Here is an 18,858-nt window from a genome sequence, read left to right on the forward strand (position 1 = left end):
GTCATTCTAGCGGATTCGGCTAGTTAGCCCAAGGCTGATAGGTATTTAAAGGTACGTTTAATCAATGGGCGTTAAGCGTAGCTCTTTTGGCATTGAAAAGGTGATGTTTTCAGGTCGCCCTGAAAGCTCTTTAGGTGACACAGCACCCCAGCGCATTAGCTGATTAATAACATCGCGGACAATAATTTCTGGCGCTGAAGCGCCTGCGGTAATACCGATAGATTGTGCCGAATCAAGCCATTCTTTTTTTAAATCATCAGCGCCGTCAATTAAATAGGCTTTTGCACCCATACGTTCGGCTAGTTCACGTAAACGGTTGGAGTTAGAACTATTGGGGCTACCAACCACCAGCACTAGGTCAGACGTTTCAGCCAACGTTTTAACAGCATCTTGGCGGTTTTGAGTAGCGTAACAAATATCATCTTTACGCGGCCCGCTGATGCTAGGAAAACGCTGGCGTAAGGCATCAATCACTCGTGCTGTATCGTCCATTGATAAAGTGGTTTGGGTAACGTAAGCCAAATTTTCTGGATTATTAACCACTAGGCTGGCTACATCGGCTTCGCTTTCAACTAAATAAATATGCCCACCGTGACTGACATCATAACGCCCCATAGTGCCTTCGACTTCAGGGTGTCCGGCATGACCAATCAGCACACAATCTTGCCCTAAATGAGCATAGCGTAAGACTTCCATATGAACTTTGGTTACTAACGGGCAGGTCGCATCAAAAATCTTTAGGTTGCGGCGTTCGGCTTCCTTTTCCACAGCCTGCGAAACACCGTGTGCTGAAAAAATAATAATAACGTTATCGGGTACTTCGTCGAGTTCATCAACAAAAATAGCCCCACGGTCACGCAGTTTTTCTACGACAAAACGGTTGTGAACTACTTCATGGCGTACATAAATGGGCGGACCAAAAACATCCAGCGCACGGTTAACAATTTCAATGGCACGATCAACGCCAGCACAAAAACCGCGAGGATTAGCTAACTGGATATTTTTATTCATGTTTTTTACCTGTATTATTGAAGTGTAACGGGATTAACGTCTAAAATTTCAACTTTAAAGGTGAGCGTGCGCCCCGCCAAAGGGTGGTTGAAATCAATGGTCACTTGACGTTCACCAATTTCAGCAACAACACCGGGCAGTTCATTCCCTGCCTTATCAGTAAAGCCAATAATCATGCCCGTTTCTAATGCATCAATATTAGAAAAATCAGTACGAGAGACTTGTTGAACGTTGCTAGGGTTGTGTTGCCCAAAAGCTTTTTCAGGCAAGACAGTAAATGTCTTTTGATCGCCTGCAACCAAGCCATGAATGCAAGCTTCAAACCCTTCAGGTAGATTGCCATCACCAATGATTAGCGTTGCGGGTTCTTTATTAAAGTTAGAATCGACGGCTTCACCGTCTTCAAGTAGCAGTGCAAAGTGAAGGGATACTTGTGTACCTTCGCTTATTTTTAAGTCGTTCATGGTGTTTTTCCGGGCAATTAATAAAAGCAAAATCTTATCACGGATAGTCAAGAAACACTCAGTCAGTTGCTTTGGATGTTGGGCCTGCTAATAACATAACTGGCTAAAAACATATTAAGATAATAATTTAGTGGTAAGTTAAGTATTATTACAAAATGTAATAATATGGCTGTAGCATCAGAATGTTCGATTTAGGTGAAGGGGAAGTTTTATGACTAAAAGTAGTGAATCATCAGGAATGTTTAGCTGGAATTTGGGTAAACAAATTCTAGCTGGTTTTATCGCTGTACTTACTATCTTAACGATACTTGGTGTTACGGCAATCATTAACTTAAATGAAATACGTGAAAAGTTCGATGGTCTACAGCAAGCTACGCAAGTTGAACGTAATGCGTACTTAACCATTATGGAAGAAAAAAACTACCTGTTAGAAGCCAAAGCTGAGACGCACCAAAAAGCACTTAATAGTATGAATATTATTATTAGTGCTTTAGATAAAATAGATGCATCAAGCACAGATCCTGATTTATTACGCCGCTCCAAGGCTGCCAGAGAAGGCACTAATGAGTACCGTAAAGGCTATGATGCAGGTGTAAAGGCTTTACAAGAAAATAACGCAGCCGTTCAGTTGATGATTCAAAATGGCTTAGAAGTTGCTCGCTTAGCAGAAAGTCAATATAGGCAAGCGCCTTCTGATGCGGCATTAGGTATTTGGGTAACGGCATTAGAGATTATGAAGCATGAAAAAGAAGAGCGGATTCATGCGAATCGTACGCACTATAAGAGGATGATAGAGCTACGGACACGATTAACCGGCTATTTTAATCAATTAGATCCTAGTAAAACCGATAAAGAAGTGAATGCAGCGCGTATTGCTACTAATAATTATTTTACTGCTGCTGCTGTTTGGATTGTTAATGATGACAAGTTAATTAAAGAAATCCTGCCACGTATGGCTACTTTAGGTCAGGATGTGATTAAGCAGGCTGAAGGTGCGGCTCAACAAGGTGCTGCACAGATGATAAGTACTCAAAATCATAGTACCCAAATCATTACTATTGGTGTATTTGTAGCAATCATCATTGGTTTACTGCTGGGTATTATTTTATCGCGCCTAATTAGTCGTCCATTAATTGATGCTGTTAACTTTGCTAAAGCCATAGCTGCGGGTGATTTAACTCAGCGTATTGATCCTAAGCACTTACGCCGTTCTGATGAAATTGGTGGTCTAGCCGTAGCCCTGCAAGAAATGGCCGATCACTTAAATGACTTAATTGGCGGCATTAAAGAATCAGTTGCCAGTATTGGCACAGCAGCTAGTGAAATTGCTGCAGGTAACTCAGACCTTTCTCAGCGTACAGAAGAGCAAGCTTCGAGCCTTGAAGAAACTGCATCAAGCTTAGAAGAGTTAACTTCAACCGTAAGACAAAACGCAGACAACGCTCGCCAAGCTAACCAGCTTTCTGCTGCTGCTAATGAAGAAGCAGTTAAAGGCGGTGAAAAAGTTCGCTATACCGTGACGAAAATGAACGAATTGTCAGCCAGTGCTGCAAAAATGAGCGAAATTATTACGGTTATTGATGGTATCGCTTTCCAGACTAATATTTTGGCGTTAAACGCAGCCGTAGAGGCAGCGCGTGCTGGCGAGCAAGGCCGTGGCTTTGCAGTTGTTGCCGGTGAAGTGCGCTCCTTGGCTCAGCGTTCAGCCGCCGCCGCCAAAGAGATTCAAGAGTTAATTAAGCTAGATGGTGAAATTGTTAGTGCAACAAGCCAAATGGTGAATGAGTCTGGCGCCAGTATGGAAGAAATTATTGGCTCCGTTAGGCGTGTTACCGATATTATGGGTGAGATTGCTGCTGCATCTGATGAGCAAAGCCAGGGCATAGAGCAGGTTAACCAAGCCGTAATGCAGATGGATGGAGTAACTCAGCAAAACGCTGCGCTAGTTGAAGAAGCCGCCGCTGCAGCTGAGTCGCTTGAAGAGCAGGTAGTATCTTTAGATGAGGCAGTGGCAGAATTCCGCATTGCTAATCAATCTAGCCAGCCTAAACAACTCGCTTCAGCCGCTGCTAAACAATCGGCACCTCAGCCAAAGTTAGCTGTAAAACAAACCCAGAAAACAAAAGCAGCAGTCAGCCAGCCAGCAGCTAGAAAAGTAGCTAGCAAGCCTTTACCTGCACCCAAGCGTCAAAATGATGAAGAATGGGAAGAGTTTTAAGCGTTAACTATTAAGTTAAAAAGCCTTCATAATCGAAGGCTTTTTTATTTATTTTCTACTAGATTGTTTCTAGGGAGTTATATGAAGATTTTTATTAGTGTTGCTTCTTATTGCGATGAGCTGCTTTTTTTTACCATTAAAGACTGCTTAGCTAAGGCTGCTATACCTGAAAACCTAGTATTTGGTGTCGTTGATCAGAATGAAGCATCGCAAAAAGATGCCATAGAAGGACTAGGTTTAGGGGCAAGAGTTAGGTATGTATTTATTAATAAGCTAGATACCTTTGGGGTTTCTTGGGCAAGAAATGTTGCCTTTTCTTTATGGGATGATGAAGATTACTTGCTGCAAATAGATTCTCACACCCTTTTTGAAGAAGGTTGGGATACAAACTTACTTAAGCAGTATCAAGAGTTGAAGAAGAAGTCGGCTAAGCCAATTATTTCAACCTACCCCTATGCTTTTTCTTTTGATGAAAATAACAATCCTACTTTTAAGGAACCTTCTCGAAAATATGCCTTGGTACTAAGGCCTCATCCAGACACTTCATTAAATGAAGACAATGCCGTATTAAGGTTCAGAGCCGAGCATCAATTAAGTGATGAGCCAGTGTTGGGTTATCATCTTGCAGGTGGGTTTATCTTTACTAGTGCTAATTTTATGCAGGAAGTACCCTACGACCCTTACCTTTACTTTCATGGCGAAGAACAAAGCTTAGCAGTTCGAGCTTATACGCGTGGCTGGGATATTTATAACCCTAACTACATACCGCTTTACCATTTATATAAAAAAGCAGGGGAAGAGCACACTACCCACCATTGGCATAAAAGCACCAGCACTAAACGGGCGTTAGATGGGGCTTATTTAAGGGCGAGAGCTAAAAAAAGAGTGCTGCGACTTTTTTATGGTGATGGCTTAAAGGGAACTGCTTATGGTTTGGGTGAAGTAAGGAGTTTGGCAGACTTCTGTGCACTGAGCGGTATTGATTATATTAATAAAAAATAAAATAAAGCCTTCAATTGAAGGCTTTTTTTGGTCTTGAATTCAGGCTATTTTTGTTTTTTCCCAAACAGCGTTTCCCATATAAGCAGTAGTGCGCCTAGCGTTATAGCGCTATCGGCGATATTAAAGGCTGGAAAGTAGCGGTGCTGCCAATGAAAGGCTAAAAAATCAACCACATAGCCATAAAAAAAACGGTCATGTAGGTTGCCTAATGCGCCGCCTAGTATGAGTGCCAAAGCCAAGGCAGTGAGCTTTTCATGGGCTTTTAGTTTATTCAACCAGCCCCAAATAACTAAACAAGCAACCACGGCTATACCGACAAAAAACCAGCGTTGCCAACCGCCACTGTCGGCTAAAAAGCTGAAGGCTGCGCCGGTGTTGTGCAGTAATACCAAATCAAATACGGGCAAGACTTCTAGCCGTTGCCCATAGTCAAAATTGCCGCTTATCCAAGCTTTGCTGGCAAGATCAAGCAAGACCACCAGCGCCGCAATAAGCACCCAAGGCAAGTTGCGCTTTTGAAACGCAAGGCTGCTTAAGCCCTGCGTTATCCAGTTTTGCTGCTTGCTATCCTGATTAATTGAATTAGGCATAGCTGCGGCTTTCGCCCTCACCTTCTGGCAGGTTAGTAATGCAGCGGCCACACAAGCTTGGGTGTTCGGCGTGGCTACCTACGTCTTCACGGTGATGCCAGCAGCGTACACACTTGGTTTTTTCAGAAGCTTGTACGGTAACTTTAAGGTTATCTAAGTCTGTGCTACGCGCTGCTGTGCCTTCAGCCAAAGGCTTTAAAGTAACTTCAGAAGTAAGCAACACAAAACGCAACTCATCGCCCAAACGCTCTAAGTCAGCTTTTAATTCATCGCTGACATAAAGCGTGGCTTCAGCCCCTAACGAGCCTTTAACCAGCTTTTCATTACGTGCGTCTTCTAAGCACTTGTTAACAGCATCTTTGACTTCAATTAAACGCCCCCAGTATTCGCGGCTTAAATCGCTGTTAGCGGGTAGTGCGTAAAGCCCCTTGTACCAAGTGGTTAACTGAATGGAATCAGGGCGTTGACCGGGTAGGGCTTCGTTAATTTCTTCGGCTGTAAAGCTAAGAATGGGCGCAACCCAACGCACTAAGGCTTCAGCAATGTGATACAGCGCAGTTTGGCAAGAGCGGCGACCGCGTGAATCTGGCTGCATGGTGTATTGGCGGTCTTTGATTATATCTAGGTAAAAACCACCTAATTCACGTACACAAAAGTGGTGAACCTGTTGATAAACGTCTAAGAAGCGGTAGTCAGTAAAGGCTTTAGTAATACGCTCTTGTAGCTGTAAAGCAGCATCTACAGCCCAACGATCTAGTGCCAGCAGTTCATCCGCTGGTAGCAAGTCTTTGGCTGGATCAAACCCAGTTAGGTTAGAAAGCAAGAAACGTGCAGTGTTACGAATGCGACGGTAAGAGTCAGCAGTGCGCTTTAATATCTCATCAGAAACCGCCATTTCACTGGAATAATCAGTAGAAGCCACCCACAGACGTAAAATATCGGCACCCATTGAATCCATGACTGTTTGTGGTGCAACCACGTTGCCTAAAGATTTAGACATTTTGTGGCCTTTAGCATCGACTGTAAAACCGTGGGTTAACAGCGCTTTGTACGGTGGATGCCCGTCAATCGCACAGCCGGTTAATAATGAAGAATGGAACCAACCACGGTGTTGGTCTGAGCCTTCTAGGTATAAATCAGCACGCGGGCCTTGTTCGTGTCCATGCGCATGAGAACCACGCAAAACGTGCCAGTGCGTAGTGCCTGAATCAAACCATACGTCTAGCGTATCAGTGACTTTATCGTAATCAGCGGCTTCAGCGCCTAGCAATTCGCTGGCTTCCATTTGGAACCAAGCATTAATGCCTTTTTCTGCCACTTTAACTGCCACGGCTTCCATTAACTCGGTGGTGCGTGGGTGAAGTTCACCAGTTGCCTTGTGTAAAAAGAAAGGAATCGGTACGCCCCAGTTGCGCTGACGTGAAATACACCAGTCAGGACGATTAGCAATCATTGAGTGCAAACGTGCTTGCCCCCAAGCAGGCACAAACTGCGTTTGCTCAATGCCGGCTAGGGCTTTCTCACGCAGCGTTTTACCGTCGATTTTGCTAGGAATATCCATACCTACAAACCATTGCGCGGTGGCACGGTAAATAACGGGGCTTTTGTGTCGCCAGCAATGCATATAGCTGTGGGTGATTTCTTGGTGATTCATCAACGCGCCCACTTCAGCCAGCTTAGCCACAATTTGTGGGTTAGCTTTCCAAATCATTTGACCGCCAAAAAAATCTAAATCGTCGGAATAAACACCGTTGCTTTGTACGGGGCTGATGATGTCATCAAATTCCATACCGTGTTCACGGCAAGAAATAAAGTCATCTAAACCATAGGCTGGTGCTGAGTGAACAATGCCCGTACTGCCAATTTCAGCTTCAACGTAATCGGCTAAATAAATGGGCGATAAACGCTCATAAAAAGGGTGCTTAAAGCGAATGTTTTCTAGTTTATCACCTGTAGTTGTGGCAATAACTTTACCCTCTAACTTAAAGCGCTCAAGGCTGGATTCAACCAAAGTTTCAGCCAGCAGTAGGAAGCGCTCACCAGTATCCACCAACGCATATACAAACTCTGGGTGAACATTTAACGCTTGGTTGGCAGGAATGGTCCAAGGGGTAGTCGTCCAAATAACCACCGCAGTGGGTTTACTTAATTCAGCTAAACCAAAGGCAGCAGCCAGTTCGCTAGTGTCGTTGCAAGTAAAGGCAACGTCGATAGCGTCGGACTTTTTATCAGCGTATTCAACTTCAGCTTCAGCCAAGGCTGAGCGGCAATCAAAACACCAGTTCACCGGCTTTAAGCCTTTAAAAACATAGCCGCCTTTTACCATTTCAGCTAGCGCACGAATTTCACCGGCTTCGTTTTCAAAATTCATCGTGCGGTAAGGTTTTTTCCAATCACCGATAACGCCTAAACGAATAAAGTCTTGCATCTGGCCTTGAACTTGTTTGTCAGCATAATCACGGCATAATTCACGGGCTTTGTCTGATGGTAAATTTTTACCGTGAGTGACTTCAACCTTGTGTTCTATTGGCAAACCGTGGCAATCCCAACCCGGCACGTAAGGCGCATCGAAGCCGTCTAGGGTGCGTGATTTAACAATAAAGTCTTTAATGATTTTGTTAACCGCATGACCAATGTGAATGCTACCGTTGGCGTAGGGTGGGCCATCGTGGAGTACAAAAGTAGGGCGGCCTTTACCTTCTTCACGCAAACGGGCGTAAAGATCCATTGCCTGCCATTGCTTTAAACGTTCGGGTTCTTTAGCAGGCAAATTACCGCGCATTGGAAAGGTGGTTTCAGGAAGGTTTAACGTAGCTTTGTATTGGTCCGTGTTCTTGTCGGTCATGGTTATTGTGTCATCAAGGTTGCGGTTAACTGGAAATTATTAATTGAAATTAAAGCGGTATTTTGGCTAGCATTGGCGCGGTGTTTGCTGTTAACCAAAATTCACCAGACTGCCATTGAGAATCATACTGCTTAAAAAAGTGGTAGCACTGAGTAATGTCTTTATTGATTTGGGTGGTTAATGCTTCTAAACCGGTAAATTTTTGTTCATCTCTAAGTTTGGCAAGCGGAAAAACATCAAGCCGCTGACCATAAATATTGCCATTAAAACCCAGTAAATGCACCTCAAGCGCAGGTACAACACCATCAACGGTTGGGCGTAGCCCTATATTGGCAATGCCGGGGCGCATAAGGCCATTAGGCATTTTTACTAATACGCTAAACACGCCATTTAATGCAGGTTTACGATCACCAAGTAAAAGGTTGGCAGTCGGTACGCCTAGCGTGCGGCCAAGTTTACGACCATGTACAACGCGTCCAGAAATTTTATGAGGACGGCCTAACAAGCGGGCAGCTTCAGCGATATTGCCGTTGATGAGTTGTTCACGCACTCGTGTGCTAGAAACACGTTCATTGTCCATTAAAAAGGTATGGGTGTGTTCAACACTAAAGCCTTTTTCTGGCCCTAGTTTTTGTAATAGATGGAAGTCACCAGACCTATCGCAGCCGAAGCGGAAATCATCGCCTACTACTAGGTGTGCAATACCTAAGCCATCCACCAAAATTTTTTGGACGAACGCTTCGGCGGTTAGTTGGCGTAAACGGCTATTAAATTGCAAACAAACAATGCGCTCAGCACCGTATTCAGTTAAGCGCTCTAACTTTTCACGAAAACTGTTAATGCGTGGTGGTGCTTGATCGCCTGCAAAAAATTCACGCGGCTGAGGCTCAAAAACCATAACCGTTGACGGTTGGCGTAGGCGTGCAGCAATTTCTCTGACTTGTTGCAGAATTTGCTGATGGCCAAGGTGTACACCGTCAAAATTACCAATGGTTGCCACGCAGCCACGGTGCTCTTTACGAAGGTTATGAATACCGCGAATCAGTTCCATTTAGGCTCTGGTTAGTTGATGAGAGTGATAAAATTTGAGCAGATGATTATATAGAAGATACGCTATTACTAACAGCCGCTTGCATTATTCGCTTTAAAGGCATTGGTTGGCTAATTCCGTTATTAATTTTAAATTAGTCGCTCTGCCTGTGCCATCATTCACCCTTAGGCTGCCTGCTGAAGACAACGTGATGCCTTTGGGTTTAACGTGTTTAAAGCCCGTGCAGGGTAAAAAAGTACCCGTTGAACCTCGGTTAGGTAGTGGGCGAATAAGCAACTCAGGTGCTGGCCAAATCAGTATAAAACCTGCACCGCTTGAGAAATGTACTAACTGCCGATCTTTTTTAGTCAGCACTAAAATATTATCATTGGTGGCTGTTTCTGTGCTGCAATCTTGACCGTTGGTGCTGTAACACAAGATAAGCCCCCTATCTTCCACTTTTATTGCAGTTGCAGATGTTGCATTTACGTTTGCCATTAAACGCGCATGACTTAATACGGCCTGCAGCCTTGCTAGCGCTAACATTTGGCTTTGCTGTTCAAGTATACGTTGGTAAGAAGGCACAGCAATGCCCATTAAAAAGCTAGCAATGGCAAGGGTGGCTAATACCTCTATTAAATTAAAACCGCGCTGTCCAGCCATTTTAATGACAGCCTAAAGGCAGTGGGCAAGCAGGGCAAAAGCTTGCTTCTAATTTAGGTTCAAATTGTTCAATCATATTTATGCAATTTTTATAAAGCTGTAATTTATGCATTAATACTGTTTGATGCAACTCGTTACTTCCGGTTGCTATAATTAACAAGCTAATTAATGTTAATATTAGTATAGGTGCTAATATAAATCCTTGGTTGTGTTTTCTATGCATTCTACACCTTTCAAATTGACAATGGCTGTAACTAGCTGTCGATAAATGCCATCTTTAGGTAGATTAATTATTTCATCCCATAGTGTGAAATAATTAGGATTTTGTTTTTTAACAGGGTTGTTAGTACCTATAATAAATGCGAACTGAACTTTTTTAATTAAACTATAGTCTAGGATTTCATTGCTTTTTATCCATTTGCTTTCTTGTTCATAAAAATAACGAAAACGGATTAACTCAATTTGGCTGACTAGCGTATCAGAACGTGAGGTATCACTACTTAATATGGGGTTATTTAGTGGATCTAATTCGATTGTTTTATCTGTCGCGTTGGTTATTGTACCTTTACTTGCTATTTCATAATATTTATAAGACAAACCGTAAGCATATTCTTTTTTATCAATGTGTAATATGATATATTTGTTGTCACAGTTATTATTTTCTTTTACTCTTGTAGTATATAGTAATAGCCAGTCAGAATTTTTAAACTGATTAAATTTTATTTCGTTGTTTAGATTATTAGCTGTTAACAAATTAGATTCTGATGTTTTTACTAGGCGGCTATTGATTGCCTCGCCGCTTAATAAAATACTCTTAGCTTCTGAAATTTCTTTTTTTAAAACTAGCTCAGCTAACATAGCATTTTCAGCAAGGCGCAACAGTTCTGATTGATCGGCTTGCGTATTAATTAAATTAATAATTACTTGACTAGCTGCTAGCAGTAGTAGACCACCAAACAAGCTAACCATTAGCATTTCAAGTAGTGTAAAACCTTTTTGCATGGTGTGTTCTCCTTGTTAACACTCTCCTTGTTAAGAAAAAGGCCGTTGTATCTGGCGTAAGCCGCTGGGTGATTGCCATTTAATTAATAAAAATGTGCTGCTGGTGCTACAGCTAAAATTTGGTAAGGCTAGATTGTTAGGGCATTGTGGATGGTTAATGCTTTGCAGGGTGCTTTTCAAAATCAGTTCTTCTAGTGTTCTTGCTGCCAGCGCTTCTTGCTGTATCGTTAAATGAATCCGTGTGCTGACCATTAAGTATTGCGTAACACCTATCACCATTAAAGCGGTTAACAATAAGCTTAGCAGTAGCTCTAAAAGCGTAAAACCGTTAGCGTAAGGCATGAACTAGACTCCATGTTCAGGGGTATTTTTAGCCTAGTTACTTGCTAAGAAAGGACAAGGTGCATTTGCTGCTTTATTGATCTAAGTTGAAGTTTTGGCTTAACAGTAACGTCCTTTTGCCCCATTGCAACATTGGCGGTAATATAAGCGATTTAATACAAGGGAATGCAATGACCATGTTAGCAAATCAAATTCTTCTGCCTTTATGCTTGGCCTTAATTATGTTGGTGATGGGTACAGGGCTTAGTCTACAAAGTTTTTTACCCGTGCTGCACAAGCCTAAAGCTGTTTTATTAGGCATTGTTGCCCAGCTAGTATTATTACCGATGATTGTGTGGGTGCTTATTTTAGCCTTGCACCTGCCACCTGTTATTGCCGCTGGTTTGGTGTTAATAGCCTGCGCCCCTGGCGGTGCAACGTCTAATTTGTTCAGTAAGCTGGCCGATGGTGATTTACCGCTGTCGATTGCTTTAACCGCTGTAATTAGCTTGCTTTCACCGCTTTGGATGCCTTGGGCAGCACAAACCCAGTTGGGCTGGTTGGGCTATGACGTTGCATTTAAGCTGTCTTATGTACAAGTGGTGTTACAGCTTCTTTTGGTAACGGCTTTGCCTTTAGTTTTGGGTATGGGGCTGCGTAAACTTTACCCTAGCTGGGTGCAAACCAATGAACAACGCCTAAAGCAAGTATCCATTGGGTTGTTAATGCTAATGATATTGGTACTTATTGTGGTGAACGCCCATGTCTTGCCTTCTGTGTTTGGGCTAAGTGCGTTAATGGTTGTACTCTTGGCAACGCTGGCACTGGCTTTGGGTTATGGGTTGGCAAGGTTGGTTGGTTTAAGCCAAGCGCAATCACGCACTTTAAGCTTTGAAACTGGCGTACAAAATGCGGGCATGGCAATTATGATTGCCTTTAGCTTTTTACAAGCGCCAGAGTTGGGCATGGTGGCTTTGCTTTATGGCATTTTAATGAACATTCCCGCGTTTATTACGCTTTGGGCATTTAAGCGTGGCTCGCTCAGCTTGAAAAATAAGCAACAGCGTTCTTGTTCTTAATTTCCTATTCTTGATGTTTTAAATGCCCTAGGCGTATACCTGCTACAACTAATACGCCTAGGTAAATGCCTGCACCTGCCACGACAGCCACGCCTAAACGTATAATGCGTTCAGTGATCGACCATTCCAGCCAAGTGGCAGCGTTGGGCGATACCCAAAGCAGCACTAGCACCATTGCTGCTAAAGCCGCTGTTAGCTGTAAACTATAACGCCCCCAGCCTGCTGACCAACGCAAAACCCCTTCTTTTTTAAGCCCTTGTGCCAACCAACCGGCATTTAAAAAAGCCGAAGCGGCGGTTGCCAAGGCCAAACCTACGTGGGCTAAAGGCACGATTAAAATTAAGTTAAATACCATATTGGCAAGCATGGCTTTAATACCAATTTTTACTGGGGTGCGGGTATTTTGACGGGCAAAATAACCTGGCGCTAACACTTTAATCAGCATAAAAGCCAACAAGCCCAAGGCGTAAGCTTGCAAAGCGCGGGCCGACATAACGATATCGTTCGCCGTCATAGCGCCGTATTGAAAGAGCGTAATGAGTAAAGGTTCAGCAAGAATAATTAATGCTAAGGCAGCTGGCAGACCAATTAATAGCACCATACGAATTGACCAATCTAATAATTTAGCAAATTTATCGGTATCGGTGCTGGCGTGTTGGCGTGAAAGGGAAGGCAAAATAACAGTGGCTATGGCAATGCCAAAAACGCCCAGCGGTAATTCAACAAGGCGGTCGGCATAATATAACCAGCCCACGCTGCCATCGTCTAAAAAAGACGCTAAAACGGTATCTAATAACAGATTGATTTGGCTGACCGAAACCCCAAACAAAGCCGGTGCCATTAACTTCAAAATGCGCCTAACGCCTTCATTTTTCCAATGCGGGCGAGGAATGGGAAATAAGCCAATTTGGGCTAAAAAAGGTAATTGAAAAGCTAGCTGCACCATGCCAGCAATTAACACACCCCAAGCCAAGGCTTCAGCAGCAGAGCCAACTAAAGGCGTTAAGAATAAAGCGCAGCCAATTAAGCTTAAATTCAAAAATACGGGAGTAATGGCTGGAATGGCAAAGCGCCCCCAAGTATTTAAAATACTGCCAGAAAAAGCCGTTAAAGAAATCAGCAGTAAATAGGGAAAGGTAATACGCAGCAAATCAGCGGTCATGGCTTGTTTTTCAGGGTCGCTGGCAAAGCCAGGTGCAAATACCCACACTAAAAGCGGTGCTGCCAACATGGCAACACTGGTTAAAGCAATTAAAGACAAACCTAAGCAACCGGCTACTGAATCAATTAATAAACGCAGTTCTGCTTTGGTTTTTTTCTCAGCATATTCACTTAAAACCGGAATAAAGGCTTGGTTAAATGCACCTTCAGCAAAGAGGCGGCGTAAAAAATTGGGTATTTTGAAGGCGATGAAAAAAGCATCGGCAGCACCACCTGCACCCACAAAAGAGGCAATAACTATATCGCGCACTAAGCCTAAGATGCGTGATAAAAAAGTCATGGCACTAACAATAAGGCCAGAGCTTAATAAGCTGCGTTTTTTACGTTTTTTCATCATAATTTGGGCTTTATTTGGGCTTTATATGTAAAAAAACCGGCACTAGGCCGGTTTTTTATTAGCAATTTAAAACTTAGGCAGTTTTAAGTGCTTTAACACGAGCGTTCAAACGGCTCTTAGTACGAGCAGCCCAGTTCTTATTGAAAACACCCTTGTCAGCAATACGGTCAATAATGGGCTGAGCAGCATTAAATTCAGCCATCGCTTTTTCCCAATCACCCGTGTGAATTGCTTTGAATACACGCTTGATGCTGGTGCGAACCATAGAGCGTTGGCTGTTGTTGTGTAGGCGACGTTTTTCAGATTGAATCGCACGTTTTTGGGCAGACTTAATATTGGCCACGATAACTCCTTGGAGTCTTGCAATGATCGTAAAAGCTGGTTCTATCCAGCAAGAAATCCCTAAAAATAAGGGAAGAGAATTCTACCACACCGCTAGCCGGTAAAGGTAGTGGTTAAAAGTAGGTGCTTAGAAAAACGGTTAAAAACGAGAATTCATGTAAAGGTTTTCTACTTGCGTTCTTGCCCAAGGGGTACGGCGCAAAAACTTTAAAGTCGATTTAACCGAAGGCTCACTTTTAAAACAATTAATATTGATACGTTTTGCCAAGCCATCCCAACCATAATGTTGCTGTAATTGGGTAACTAGTTGCTCTAAGGTAATGCCATGCAACGGATTGTTGGGTTGTTCGTTAGATTGCTCATTAGTCATTTAATAACCACTAAATTATCGCGGTGAATTAATTCAGCCGACTCGATATAACCCAAAATACGTTCAATTTGGCTGCTGGCTTGTCCGGCTAATAAGCGTGCTTCGCTAGAAGAGTAGTTGATTAAACCCTTGGCGAGGCGTTGCTCATTTTCATCTACACAAGCGACTAATTCGCCACGATTAAATCGCCCACGCACTTCTTTAACACCGACTGGCAAGAGGCTTTTACCCTGCTCTTGCACCGCTTTTGTTGCACCGGCATCCAGTACCAGCACACCCTTTTCTTGCAGATGCCCCGCCAACCAACGCTTACGCGCCGTAATGGGTTCGTCATCTGGCAGCAGCAGTGTACCCAGCGTTTCTCCGTCAAACAGACGAATTAATGCTTGCTCGGTACGCCCGCCTAAAATAACCGTTTTGGCACCTGAACGCGCCGCTAAACGCGCCGCACGCACTTTGGTAAACATACCGCCACGCCCTAGCGCACCGCCATCACCGGCAACGGCTAATAACTCTGGGTCTTGAGCACGACCTTCGTGGATTAAATTGGCTTCAGGCTTGTCACGCGGATCGGCATCAAATAAACCCAGTTGGTCGGTTAACAGCACCAGCGTGTCAACTTCCAACAAATTAGTCACCAAAGCACCTAACGTGTCGTTATCACCAAAACGTATTTCGTCCGTGGCAACGGTATCGTTTTCATTAATGATGGGTACAACACCTAAATCAAGCAAAGTACGCAGGGCGCTACGTGCATTCAAATAGCGTTTACGGTTAGACAAATCATCATGGGTTAATAAAATTTGAGCGCTGTTAATGCCATGCTTTTTAAAAGCGGTTTCCCATGTTTGAATTAATCCCATTTGTCCAACTGCTGCGGCTGCTTGTAGTTCGTGAACACTTTTGGGACGTTGTTTCCAACCAAGGCGCACCATGCCTTCAGCAACCGAACCGGAGGTGACTAAAACCAGTTCGCGGCCTTGTGCTTTAAGCTTGGCCATTTGCGCGACCCAGCCTTCAATAGCCGCAACATCCAGCCCTTGGCCGTCGTTAGTTAATAAAGCACTACCGATTTTTACCAACACACGGCGGCTTTTAGTGAGCGATTGGCGTTCATTTTGCATGGTTATCATACCTAGAGCTATTGCACATACTCAAAAGCAACGTCGTAGTCATCGTCGTCGTAGTCATCATCGTCGTCTTCTGCTTCCGCTTCTTTACGCTTATGACGGCGGTTTAACCAAGCTTCAACACGCGCAACGGCTTCATTTTCCATACGGCTGCGTATTTGCTGTTCAGCTTCGGCAGCATCAGGGTTTTCAGCTTCTAAAGCCCGTTGCTCTAATAGCCAGGTCATAATGGCCTGACTTAAACGCTCTGTGCCTTGGTTGCTAATGGCACTAATGCGAAACACTGGGCCTTGCCAGTTCAGTTCACTAATAATTTTTTCACAAGCAGCGTCAGCATCTTCATCTAGCATTAAGTCGAGCTTATTAAGCACTAACCAACGTGGGCGTTCGGCTAGGGTTTCACTGTAGCTAGCTAATTCTTTAGCAATAACACGCACCGATTCAACGGGGTCTGATTGGTCAACAGGCTCAATATCAACCACGTGCAGCAGTAAACGGCAGCGCGTTAAATGACGTAAAAACTTAAAGCCTAAACCTGTGCCTTCTGAAGCACCCTCAATTAAACCGGGGATGTCTGCCATTACAAAATGCTGGTGAAAGCCGACTTTTACAACGCCCAAATTAGGCACTAGCGTAGTGAAAGGGTAATCAGCGACTTTAGGTTTAGCAGCAGAAACAGAGCGAATGAGCGTTGATTTACCCGCATTAGGCAAACCAAGCAAGCCAACGTCTGCCATTACCTTCATTTCTAGGTTTAGGTTGCGTTCTTCGCCTTCGGTACCTTTGGTGGTTTGGCGGGGCGCACGGTTAGTGGAAGACTTAAAATGAATGTTGCCTAGTCCACGATGGCCGCCCTGCGCGACTAATAATAGTTGTCCATTTTCAGTAATGTCGCCAATCACTTCTAAGGTGTCTTCATCAACAATACTAGTGCCAACAGGAACCTTAACGTAAAGGTCTTCGCCTGCTTTACCTGCACACTGACCGCCACGACCTGATTCGCCACTTTGGGCACGGTAGTGTTTTTGAAAGCGGAAGTCGATAAGGGTATTTAGGCTGTCATCGCCAATAAGGTAAACACTGCCTGCATGACCGCCATCGCCACCGTCGGGGCCGCCCCTAGGCACGTATTTTTCACGGCGAAAACTCATACAGCCATTACCGCCTTTACCAGCGATTACGGTAATTCTTGCTTCATCTAAAAATTGCATCTGGTATCACCTCTGGGGTCAGAGGGCCCCATATAAAAAGGCTCCACCGGTTGGTAGAGCCTTGTTTTAGCTATAAGTTTAATTGTACTAAGTTTAATTGTACCAAGTTTAATTTTACTTACGGCTTATTACTTGCTTGAAGCAAATTAAGCAGGCACTACGCTTACATAGCGACGGCTTTTAGGGCCTTTTACTTCAAATTTAAGAACGCCTTCGGCTTTGGCAAATAAAGTGTGATCTTTGCCCATACCTACATTTACGCCAGCGTGAAACTTAGTGCCGCGCTGACGAATGATGATATTACCGCCTTGAACTGCTTGGCCGCCAAACAGCTTAACGCCAAGGCGTTTGCTTTCGGAATCGCGACCGTTACGAGTACTACCACCCGCTTTTTTCGTTGCCATGATGCTTTACCTCAAATTCTTGGTGAAAGAAAATTAACCAGAAATGCCAGTAATCTTAATTTCAGTGTACCACTGACGGTGACCTTGACGCTTCATGTGGTGCTTACGACGACGGAACTTGATAATCGTAACCTTGTCACGACGACCGTGGTCAATCACTTCAGCGGTTACTTTTGCGCCAGCAACAAAAGGTGCGCCAACGCTGATTTTTTCGCCATCAGAAGTCAATAAAACTTCGTCAAAATTAATCGTTTCACCAGTCGCTATTTCTAGCTTTTCTAGTTTAAGCGTTTGACCTTCTTTAACGCGGTACTGTTTACCACCCGATTTAATAACTGCGTACATACTGCTCTCCACTTGCTTAACTTCTTCTGGATCAGAAAGGCTGCTAATACCTGTTGATGAAGGGAAACACTTTGGTAACCCTCGTGCAGGGAGCCGTCCAGACGAAAGGACGCGTGATTTTAAAGCAGTCGGTTATAACAAGCAAGATGAATGTTAGCGTGCTACTGGCTTTTTATATTCTTATAGCAAGTTTAGCTAAGACAGAATATTTTATTTAGTTACACTAGAATGACTAGATGTAAATTCTATTTATTTCATTAAGGAAAGGGTGCAATGAAATTATTTGATAATAACGCTCAAACGGTTGGCAACACACCTTTAGTACGCCTGTCGCGCCTTTGGCCGGCTGGTAATGTTTATGCAAAACTGGAATCACGCAATCCAGCCGGTTCGGTGAAATGCCGCATTGGTGCCAGCATGATTAATGCTGCCGAAGCCAGTGGTTTGCTAAAACCTGGCGTGACAATGGTTGAGCCTACCAGTGGTAATACCGGCATTGCTTTGGCTTTTGTTGCAGCGGCTAAGGGTTATCGTTTAATTCTTACCATGCCTTCGTCCATGTCATTAGAGCGTCGCAAGCTAGTTAAAGCTTTGGGTGCAGAAATAGAATTAACTGAACCAGCCAAGGGCATGAAAGGCGCTATCGCCAAAGCGCAAGCATTGGTCGATGCCAACCCTGATACCTACATTATGTTGCAGCAGTTTGAAAACCCCGCTAACCCCGCTATTCATGAACAAACCACCGGCCCTGAAATTTGGCAAGATACCGACGGCGCAATTGATATTTTGGTTTCTGGCGTGGGTACAGGTGGCACCATTACCGGCATTTCTCGCTATATTAAAAACACCCAAGGCAAGGCGATTACCAGCGTTGCGGTCGAGCCAAGCGACTCACCCGTGATTAGTCAAACATTGGCAGGCACTGAACTTAAACCTGCACCCCATAAAATTCAGGGTTTAGGTGCTGGTTTTATACCGGGCAATTTAGATTTGAATTTGGTCGACAAGGTTGAACAGGTTAGCAACGATGAAGCAATTGCTACGACTCGTTTACTGATGAATAAAGAAGGTATTTTGGCCGGTATTTCTTGTGGTGCTGCAACAACGGCTGCTTTGCGTTTAGCCGCCTTGCCAGAAAACAAAGATAAAATGATTGTGGTTATTTTGCCCGATTCAGGTGAACGTTATTTATCGACACCTTTGTTTGACGGTATCTTTACTGAAAAAGAGTTGGTGCAATAATTTTGCTATTCGTTGGCTAGATCTTGCCTTT

General features: G+C 43.8%; 19 protein-coding genes. 4 read left to right on the forward strand and 15 right to left on the reverse strand.

The window, feature by feature from the left end:
- Positions 1 to 57: 57 nt before the first annotated feature.
- Positions 58 to 1,011, reverse strand: a complete 954-nt coding sequence (gene ispH, locus VJY63_RS10325) for a 4-hydroxy-3-methylbut-2-enyl diphosphate reductase (RefSeq protein ID WP_324050584.1) — start codon at positions 1,009 to 1,011, stop codon at positions 58 to 60.
- Between the two features lie 14 nt (positions 1,012 to 1,025).
- Positions 1,026 to 1,475, reverse strand: a complete 450-nt coding sequence (gene fkpB, locus VJY63_RS10330) for an FKBP-type peptidyl-prolyl cis-trans isomerase (protein WP_324050586.1) — start codon at positions 1,473 to 1,475, stop codon at positions 1,026 to 1,028.
- Positions 1,476 to 1,686: 211 nt separating this feature from the next.
- Between fkpB and VJY63_RS10335 the strand changes: the two genes are divergently transcribed.
- Entirely contained in the window at positions 1,687 to 3,693 is a 2,007-nt protein-coding gene (locus tag VJY63_RS10335; protein WP_324050588.1) for a methyl-accepting chemotaxis protein, read from the forward strand.
- A gap of 81 nt (positions 3,694 to 3,774) precedes the next feature.
- The gene (locus VJY63_RS10340) at positions 3,775 to 4,695 is read left to right on the forward strand and encodes a GlcNAc-transferase family protein (RefSeq protein WP_324050590.1); all 921 of its coding nucleotides are present in this window, start codon (positions 3,775 to 3,777) and stop codon (positions 4,693 to 4,695) included.
- Positions 4,696 to 4,739: 44 nt separating this feature from the next.
- Here VJY63_RS10340 and lspA read toward each other — a convergent pair whose 3' ends face one another.
- The 6 genes from lspA to VJY63_RS10370 all read right to left on the reverse strand — a co-directional run bounded on the left by lspA (position 4,740) and on the right by VJY63_RS10370 (position 11,167).
- The gene (lspA, locus tag VJY63_RS10345; RefSeq protein ID WP_324050592.1) at positions 4,740 to 5,285 is read right to left on the reverse strand and encodes a signal peptidase II; all 546 of its coding nucleotides are present in this window, start codon (positions 5,283 to 5,285) and stop codon (positions 4,740 to 4,742) included.
- Positions 5,278 to 8,130, reverse strand: a complete 2,853-nt coding sequence (gene ileS / locus VJY63_RS10350) for an isoleucine--tRNA ligase (RefSeq protein ID WP_324050594.1) — start codon at positions 8,128 to 8,130, stop codon at positions 5,278 to 5,280. The genes lspA and ileS overlap by 8 nt, the downstream gene beginning before the upstream one ends.
- A 49-nt stretch (positions 8,131 to 8,179) precedes the next feature.
- Positions 8,180 to 9,181, reverse strand: a complete 1,002-nt coding sequence (ribF, locus tag VJY63_RS10355) for a bifunctional riboflavin kinase/FAD synthetase (protein WP_324050595.1) — start codon at positions 9,179 to 9,181, stop codon at positions 8,180 to 8,182.
- 93 nt (positions 9,182 to 9,274) lie between these two features.
- Positions 9,275 to 9,823, reverse strand: coding sequence for a prepilin-type N-terminal cleavage/methylation domain-containing protein (locus VJY63_RS10360; RefSeq protein WP_324050597.1), 549 nt, complete (start codon positions 9,821 to 9,823; stop codon positions 9,275 to 9,277).
- A gap of 189 nt (positions 9,824 to 10,012) precedes the next feature.
- A complete protein-coding gene (locus VJY63_RS10365) occupies positions 10,013 to 10,825 on the reverse strand; it encodes a prepilin-type N-terminal cleavage/methylation domain-containing protein (protein WP_324050599.1) in 813 nt (270 codons plus the stop codon).
- Between the two features lie 30 nt (positions 10,826 to 10,855).
- Entirely contained in the window at positions 10,856 to 11,167 is a 312-nt protein-coding gene (locus tag VJY63_RS10370; RefSeq protein ID WP_324050601.1) for a prepilin-type N-terminal cleavage/methylation domain-containing protein, read from the reverse strand.
- A gap of 170 nt (positions 11,168 to 11,337) precedes the next feature.
- Here VJY63_RS10370 and VJY63_RS10375 point away from each other — a divergent pair, with 170 nt between their 5' ends.
- Positions 11,338 to 12,225 carry a bile acid:sodium symporter family protein gene (locus VJY63_RS10375; RefSeq protein WP_324050603.1) on the forward strand — a complete coding sequence of 296 codons (888 nt, stop codon included), beginning with the start codon at positions 11,338 to 11,340 and terminating at the stop codon, positions 12,223 to 12,225.
- Positions 12,226 to 12,229: 4 nt separating this feature from the next.
- Here the strand turns inward: VJY63_RS10375 and murJ are convergent, their stop codons facing one another.
- The 7 genes from murJ to rplU all read right to left on the reverse strand — a co-directional run bounded on the left by murJ (position 12,230) and on the right by rplU (position 17,585).
- Positions 12,230 to 13,783 carry a murein biosynthesis integral membrane protein MurJ gene (gene murJ, locus VJY63_RS10380; RefSeq protein WP_324050605.1) on the reverse strand — a complete coding sequence of 518 codons (1,554 nt, stop codon included), beginning with the start codon at positions 13,781 to 13,783 and terminating at the stop codon, positions 12,230 to 12,232.
- Between the two features lie 73 nt (positions 13,784 to 13,856).
- A complete protein-coding gene (gene rpsT, locus VJY63_RS10385; protein ID WP_324050607.1) occupies positions 13,857 to 14,126 on the reverse strand; it encodes a 30S ribosomal protein S20 in 270 nt (89 codons plus the stop codon).
- A 138-nt stretch (positions 14,127 to 14,264) separates the two neighbouring features.
- Positions 14,265 to 14,495 carry a VF530 family protein gene (locus tag VJY63_RS10390; protein ID WP_324050608.1) on the reverse strand — a complete coding sequence of 77 codons (231 nt, stop codon included), beginning with the start codon at positions 14,493 to 14,495 and terminating at the stop codon, positions 14,265 to 14,267.
- Positions 14,492 to 15,619: a glutamate 5-kinase gene (proB, locus tag VJY63_RS10395; RefSeq protein WP_414674850.1), complete on the reverse strand. Its 1,128-nt coding sequence runs from the start codon at positions 15,617 to 15,619 to the stop codon at positions 14,492 to 14,494. Before proB ends, VJY63_RS10390 begins: the two co-directional genes overlap by 4 nt.
- 17 nt (positions 15,620 to 15,636) lie before the next feature.
- Positions 15,637 to 16,836, reverse strand: coding sequence for an Obg family GTPase CgtA (gene cgtA / locus VJY63_RS10400; RefSeq protein WP_324050612.1), 1,200 nt, complete (start codon positions 16,834 to 16,836; stop codon positions 15,637 to 15,639).
- Between the two features lie 146 nt (positions 16,837 to 16,982).
- Positions 16,983 to 17,240: a 50S ribosomal protein L27 gene (gene rpmA / locus VJY63_RS10405; protein WP_324050614.1), complete on the reverse strand. Its 258-nt coding sequence runs from the start codon at positions 17,238 to 17,240 to the stop codon at positions 16,983 to 16,985.
- A gap of 33 nt (positions 17,241 to 17,273) precedes the next feature.
- Complete coding sequence (gene rplU, locus VJY63_RS10410; protein WP_324050616.1) at positions 17,274 to 17,585, reverse strand: 50S ribosomal protein L21; 312 nt, start codon at positions 17,583 to 17,585, stop codon at positions 17,274 to 17,276.
- Between the two features lie 273 nt (positions 17,586 to 17,858).
- On the opposite strand from rplU, the gene cysK reads away from it, so the two are divergent.
- Complete coding sequence (gene cysK, locus VJY63_RS10415) at positions 17,859 to 18,827, forward strand: cysteine synthase A (RefSeq protein ID WP_324050619.1); 969 nt, start codon at positions 17,859 to 17,861, stop codon at positions 18,825 to 18,827.
- Positions 18,828 to 18,858 lie beyond the last annotated feature (31 nt).

It is taken from the genome of Marinospirillum sp. (assembly GCF_035271045.1).
Taxonomy (GTDB): Bacteria; Pseudomonadota; Gammaproteobacteria; order Pseudomonadales; family Halomonadaceae; genus Marinospirillum.

What these genes read in the sequence shown, in the direction of transcription:
- ispH (WP_324050584.1), bottom strand. Translation starts at nt 1,011, where the DNA reads ATGAATAAAAATATCCAGTTAGCTAATCCTCGCGGTTTTTGTGCTGGC.
- VJY63_RS10335 (WP_324050588.1), top strand. Translation starts at nt 1,687, where the DNA reads ATGACTAAAAGTAGTGAATCATCAGGAATGTTTAGCTGGAATTTGGGT.
- VJY63_RS10375 (WP_324050603.1), top strand. Translation starts at nt 11,338, where the DNA reads ATGACCATGTTAGCAAATCAAATTCTTCTGCCTTTATGCTTGGCCTTA.
- proB (WP_414674850.1), bottom strand. Translation starts at nt 15,619, where the DNA reads ATGCAAAATGAACGCCAATCGCTCACTAAAAGCCGCCGTGTGTTGGTA.
- rpmA (WP_324050614.1), bottom strand. Translation starts at nt 17,240, where the DNA reads ATGGCAACGAAAAAAGCGGGTGGTAGTACTCGTAACGGTCGCGATTCC.
- cgtA (WP_324050612.1), bottom strand. Translation starts at nt 16,836, where the DNA reads ATGCAATTTTTAGATGAAGCAAGAATTACCGTAATCGCTGGTAAAGGC.
- VJY63_RS10370 (WP_324050601.1), bottom strand. Translation starts at nt 11,167, where the DNA reads ATGCCTTACGCTAACGGTTTTACGCTTTTAGAGCTACTGCTAAGCTTA.
- VJY63_RS10365 (WP_324050599.1), bottom strand. Translation starts at nt 10,825, where the DNA reads ATGCAAAAAGGTTTTACACTACTTGAAATGCTAATGGTTAGCTTGTTT.
- VJY63_RS10360 (WP_324050597.1), bottom strand. Translation starts at nt 9,823, where the DNA reads ATGGCTGGACAGCGCGGTTTTAATTTAATAGAGGTATTAGCCACCCTT.
- fkpB (WP_324050586.1), bottom strand. Translation starts at nt 1,475, where the DNA reads ATGAACGACTTAAAAATAAGCGAAGGTACACAAGTATCCCTTCACTTT.
- rplU (WP_324050616.1), bottom strand. Translation starts at nt 17,585, where the DNA reads ATGTACGCAGTTATTAAATCGGGTGGTAAACAGTACCGCGTTAAAGAA.
- VJY63_RS10390 (WP_324050608.1), bottom strand. Translation starts at nt 14,495, where the DNA reads ATGACTAATGAGCAATCTAACGAACAACCCAACAATCCGTTGCATGGC.
- cysK (WP_324050619.1), top strand. Translation starts at nt 17,859, where the DNA reads ATGAAATTATTTGATAATAACGCTCAAACGGTTGGCAACACACCTTTA.
- ileS (WP_324050594.1), bottom strand. Translation starts at nt 8,130, where the DNA reads ATGACCGACAAGAACACGGACCAATACAAAGCTACGTTAAACCTTCCT.
- ribF (WP_324050595.1), bottom strand. Translation starts at nt 9,181, where the DNA reads ATGGAACTGATTCGCGGTATTCATAACCTTCGTAAAGAGCACCGTGGC.
- lspA (WP_324050592.1), bottom strand. Translation starts at nt 5,285, where the DNA reads ATGCCTAATTCAATTAATCAGGATAGCAAGCAGCAAAACTGGATAACG.
- VJY63_RS10340 (WP_324050590.1), top strand. Translation starts at nt 3,775, where the DNA reads ATGAAGATTTTTATTAGTGTTGCTTCTTATTGCGATGAGCTGCTTTTT.
- murJ (WP_324050605.1), bottom strand. Translation starts at nt 13,783, where the DNA reads ATGATGAAAAAACGTAAAAAACGCAGCTTATTAAGCTCTGGCCTTATT.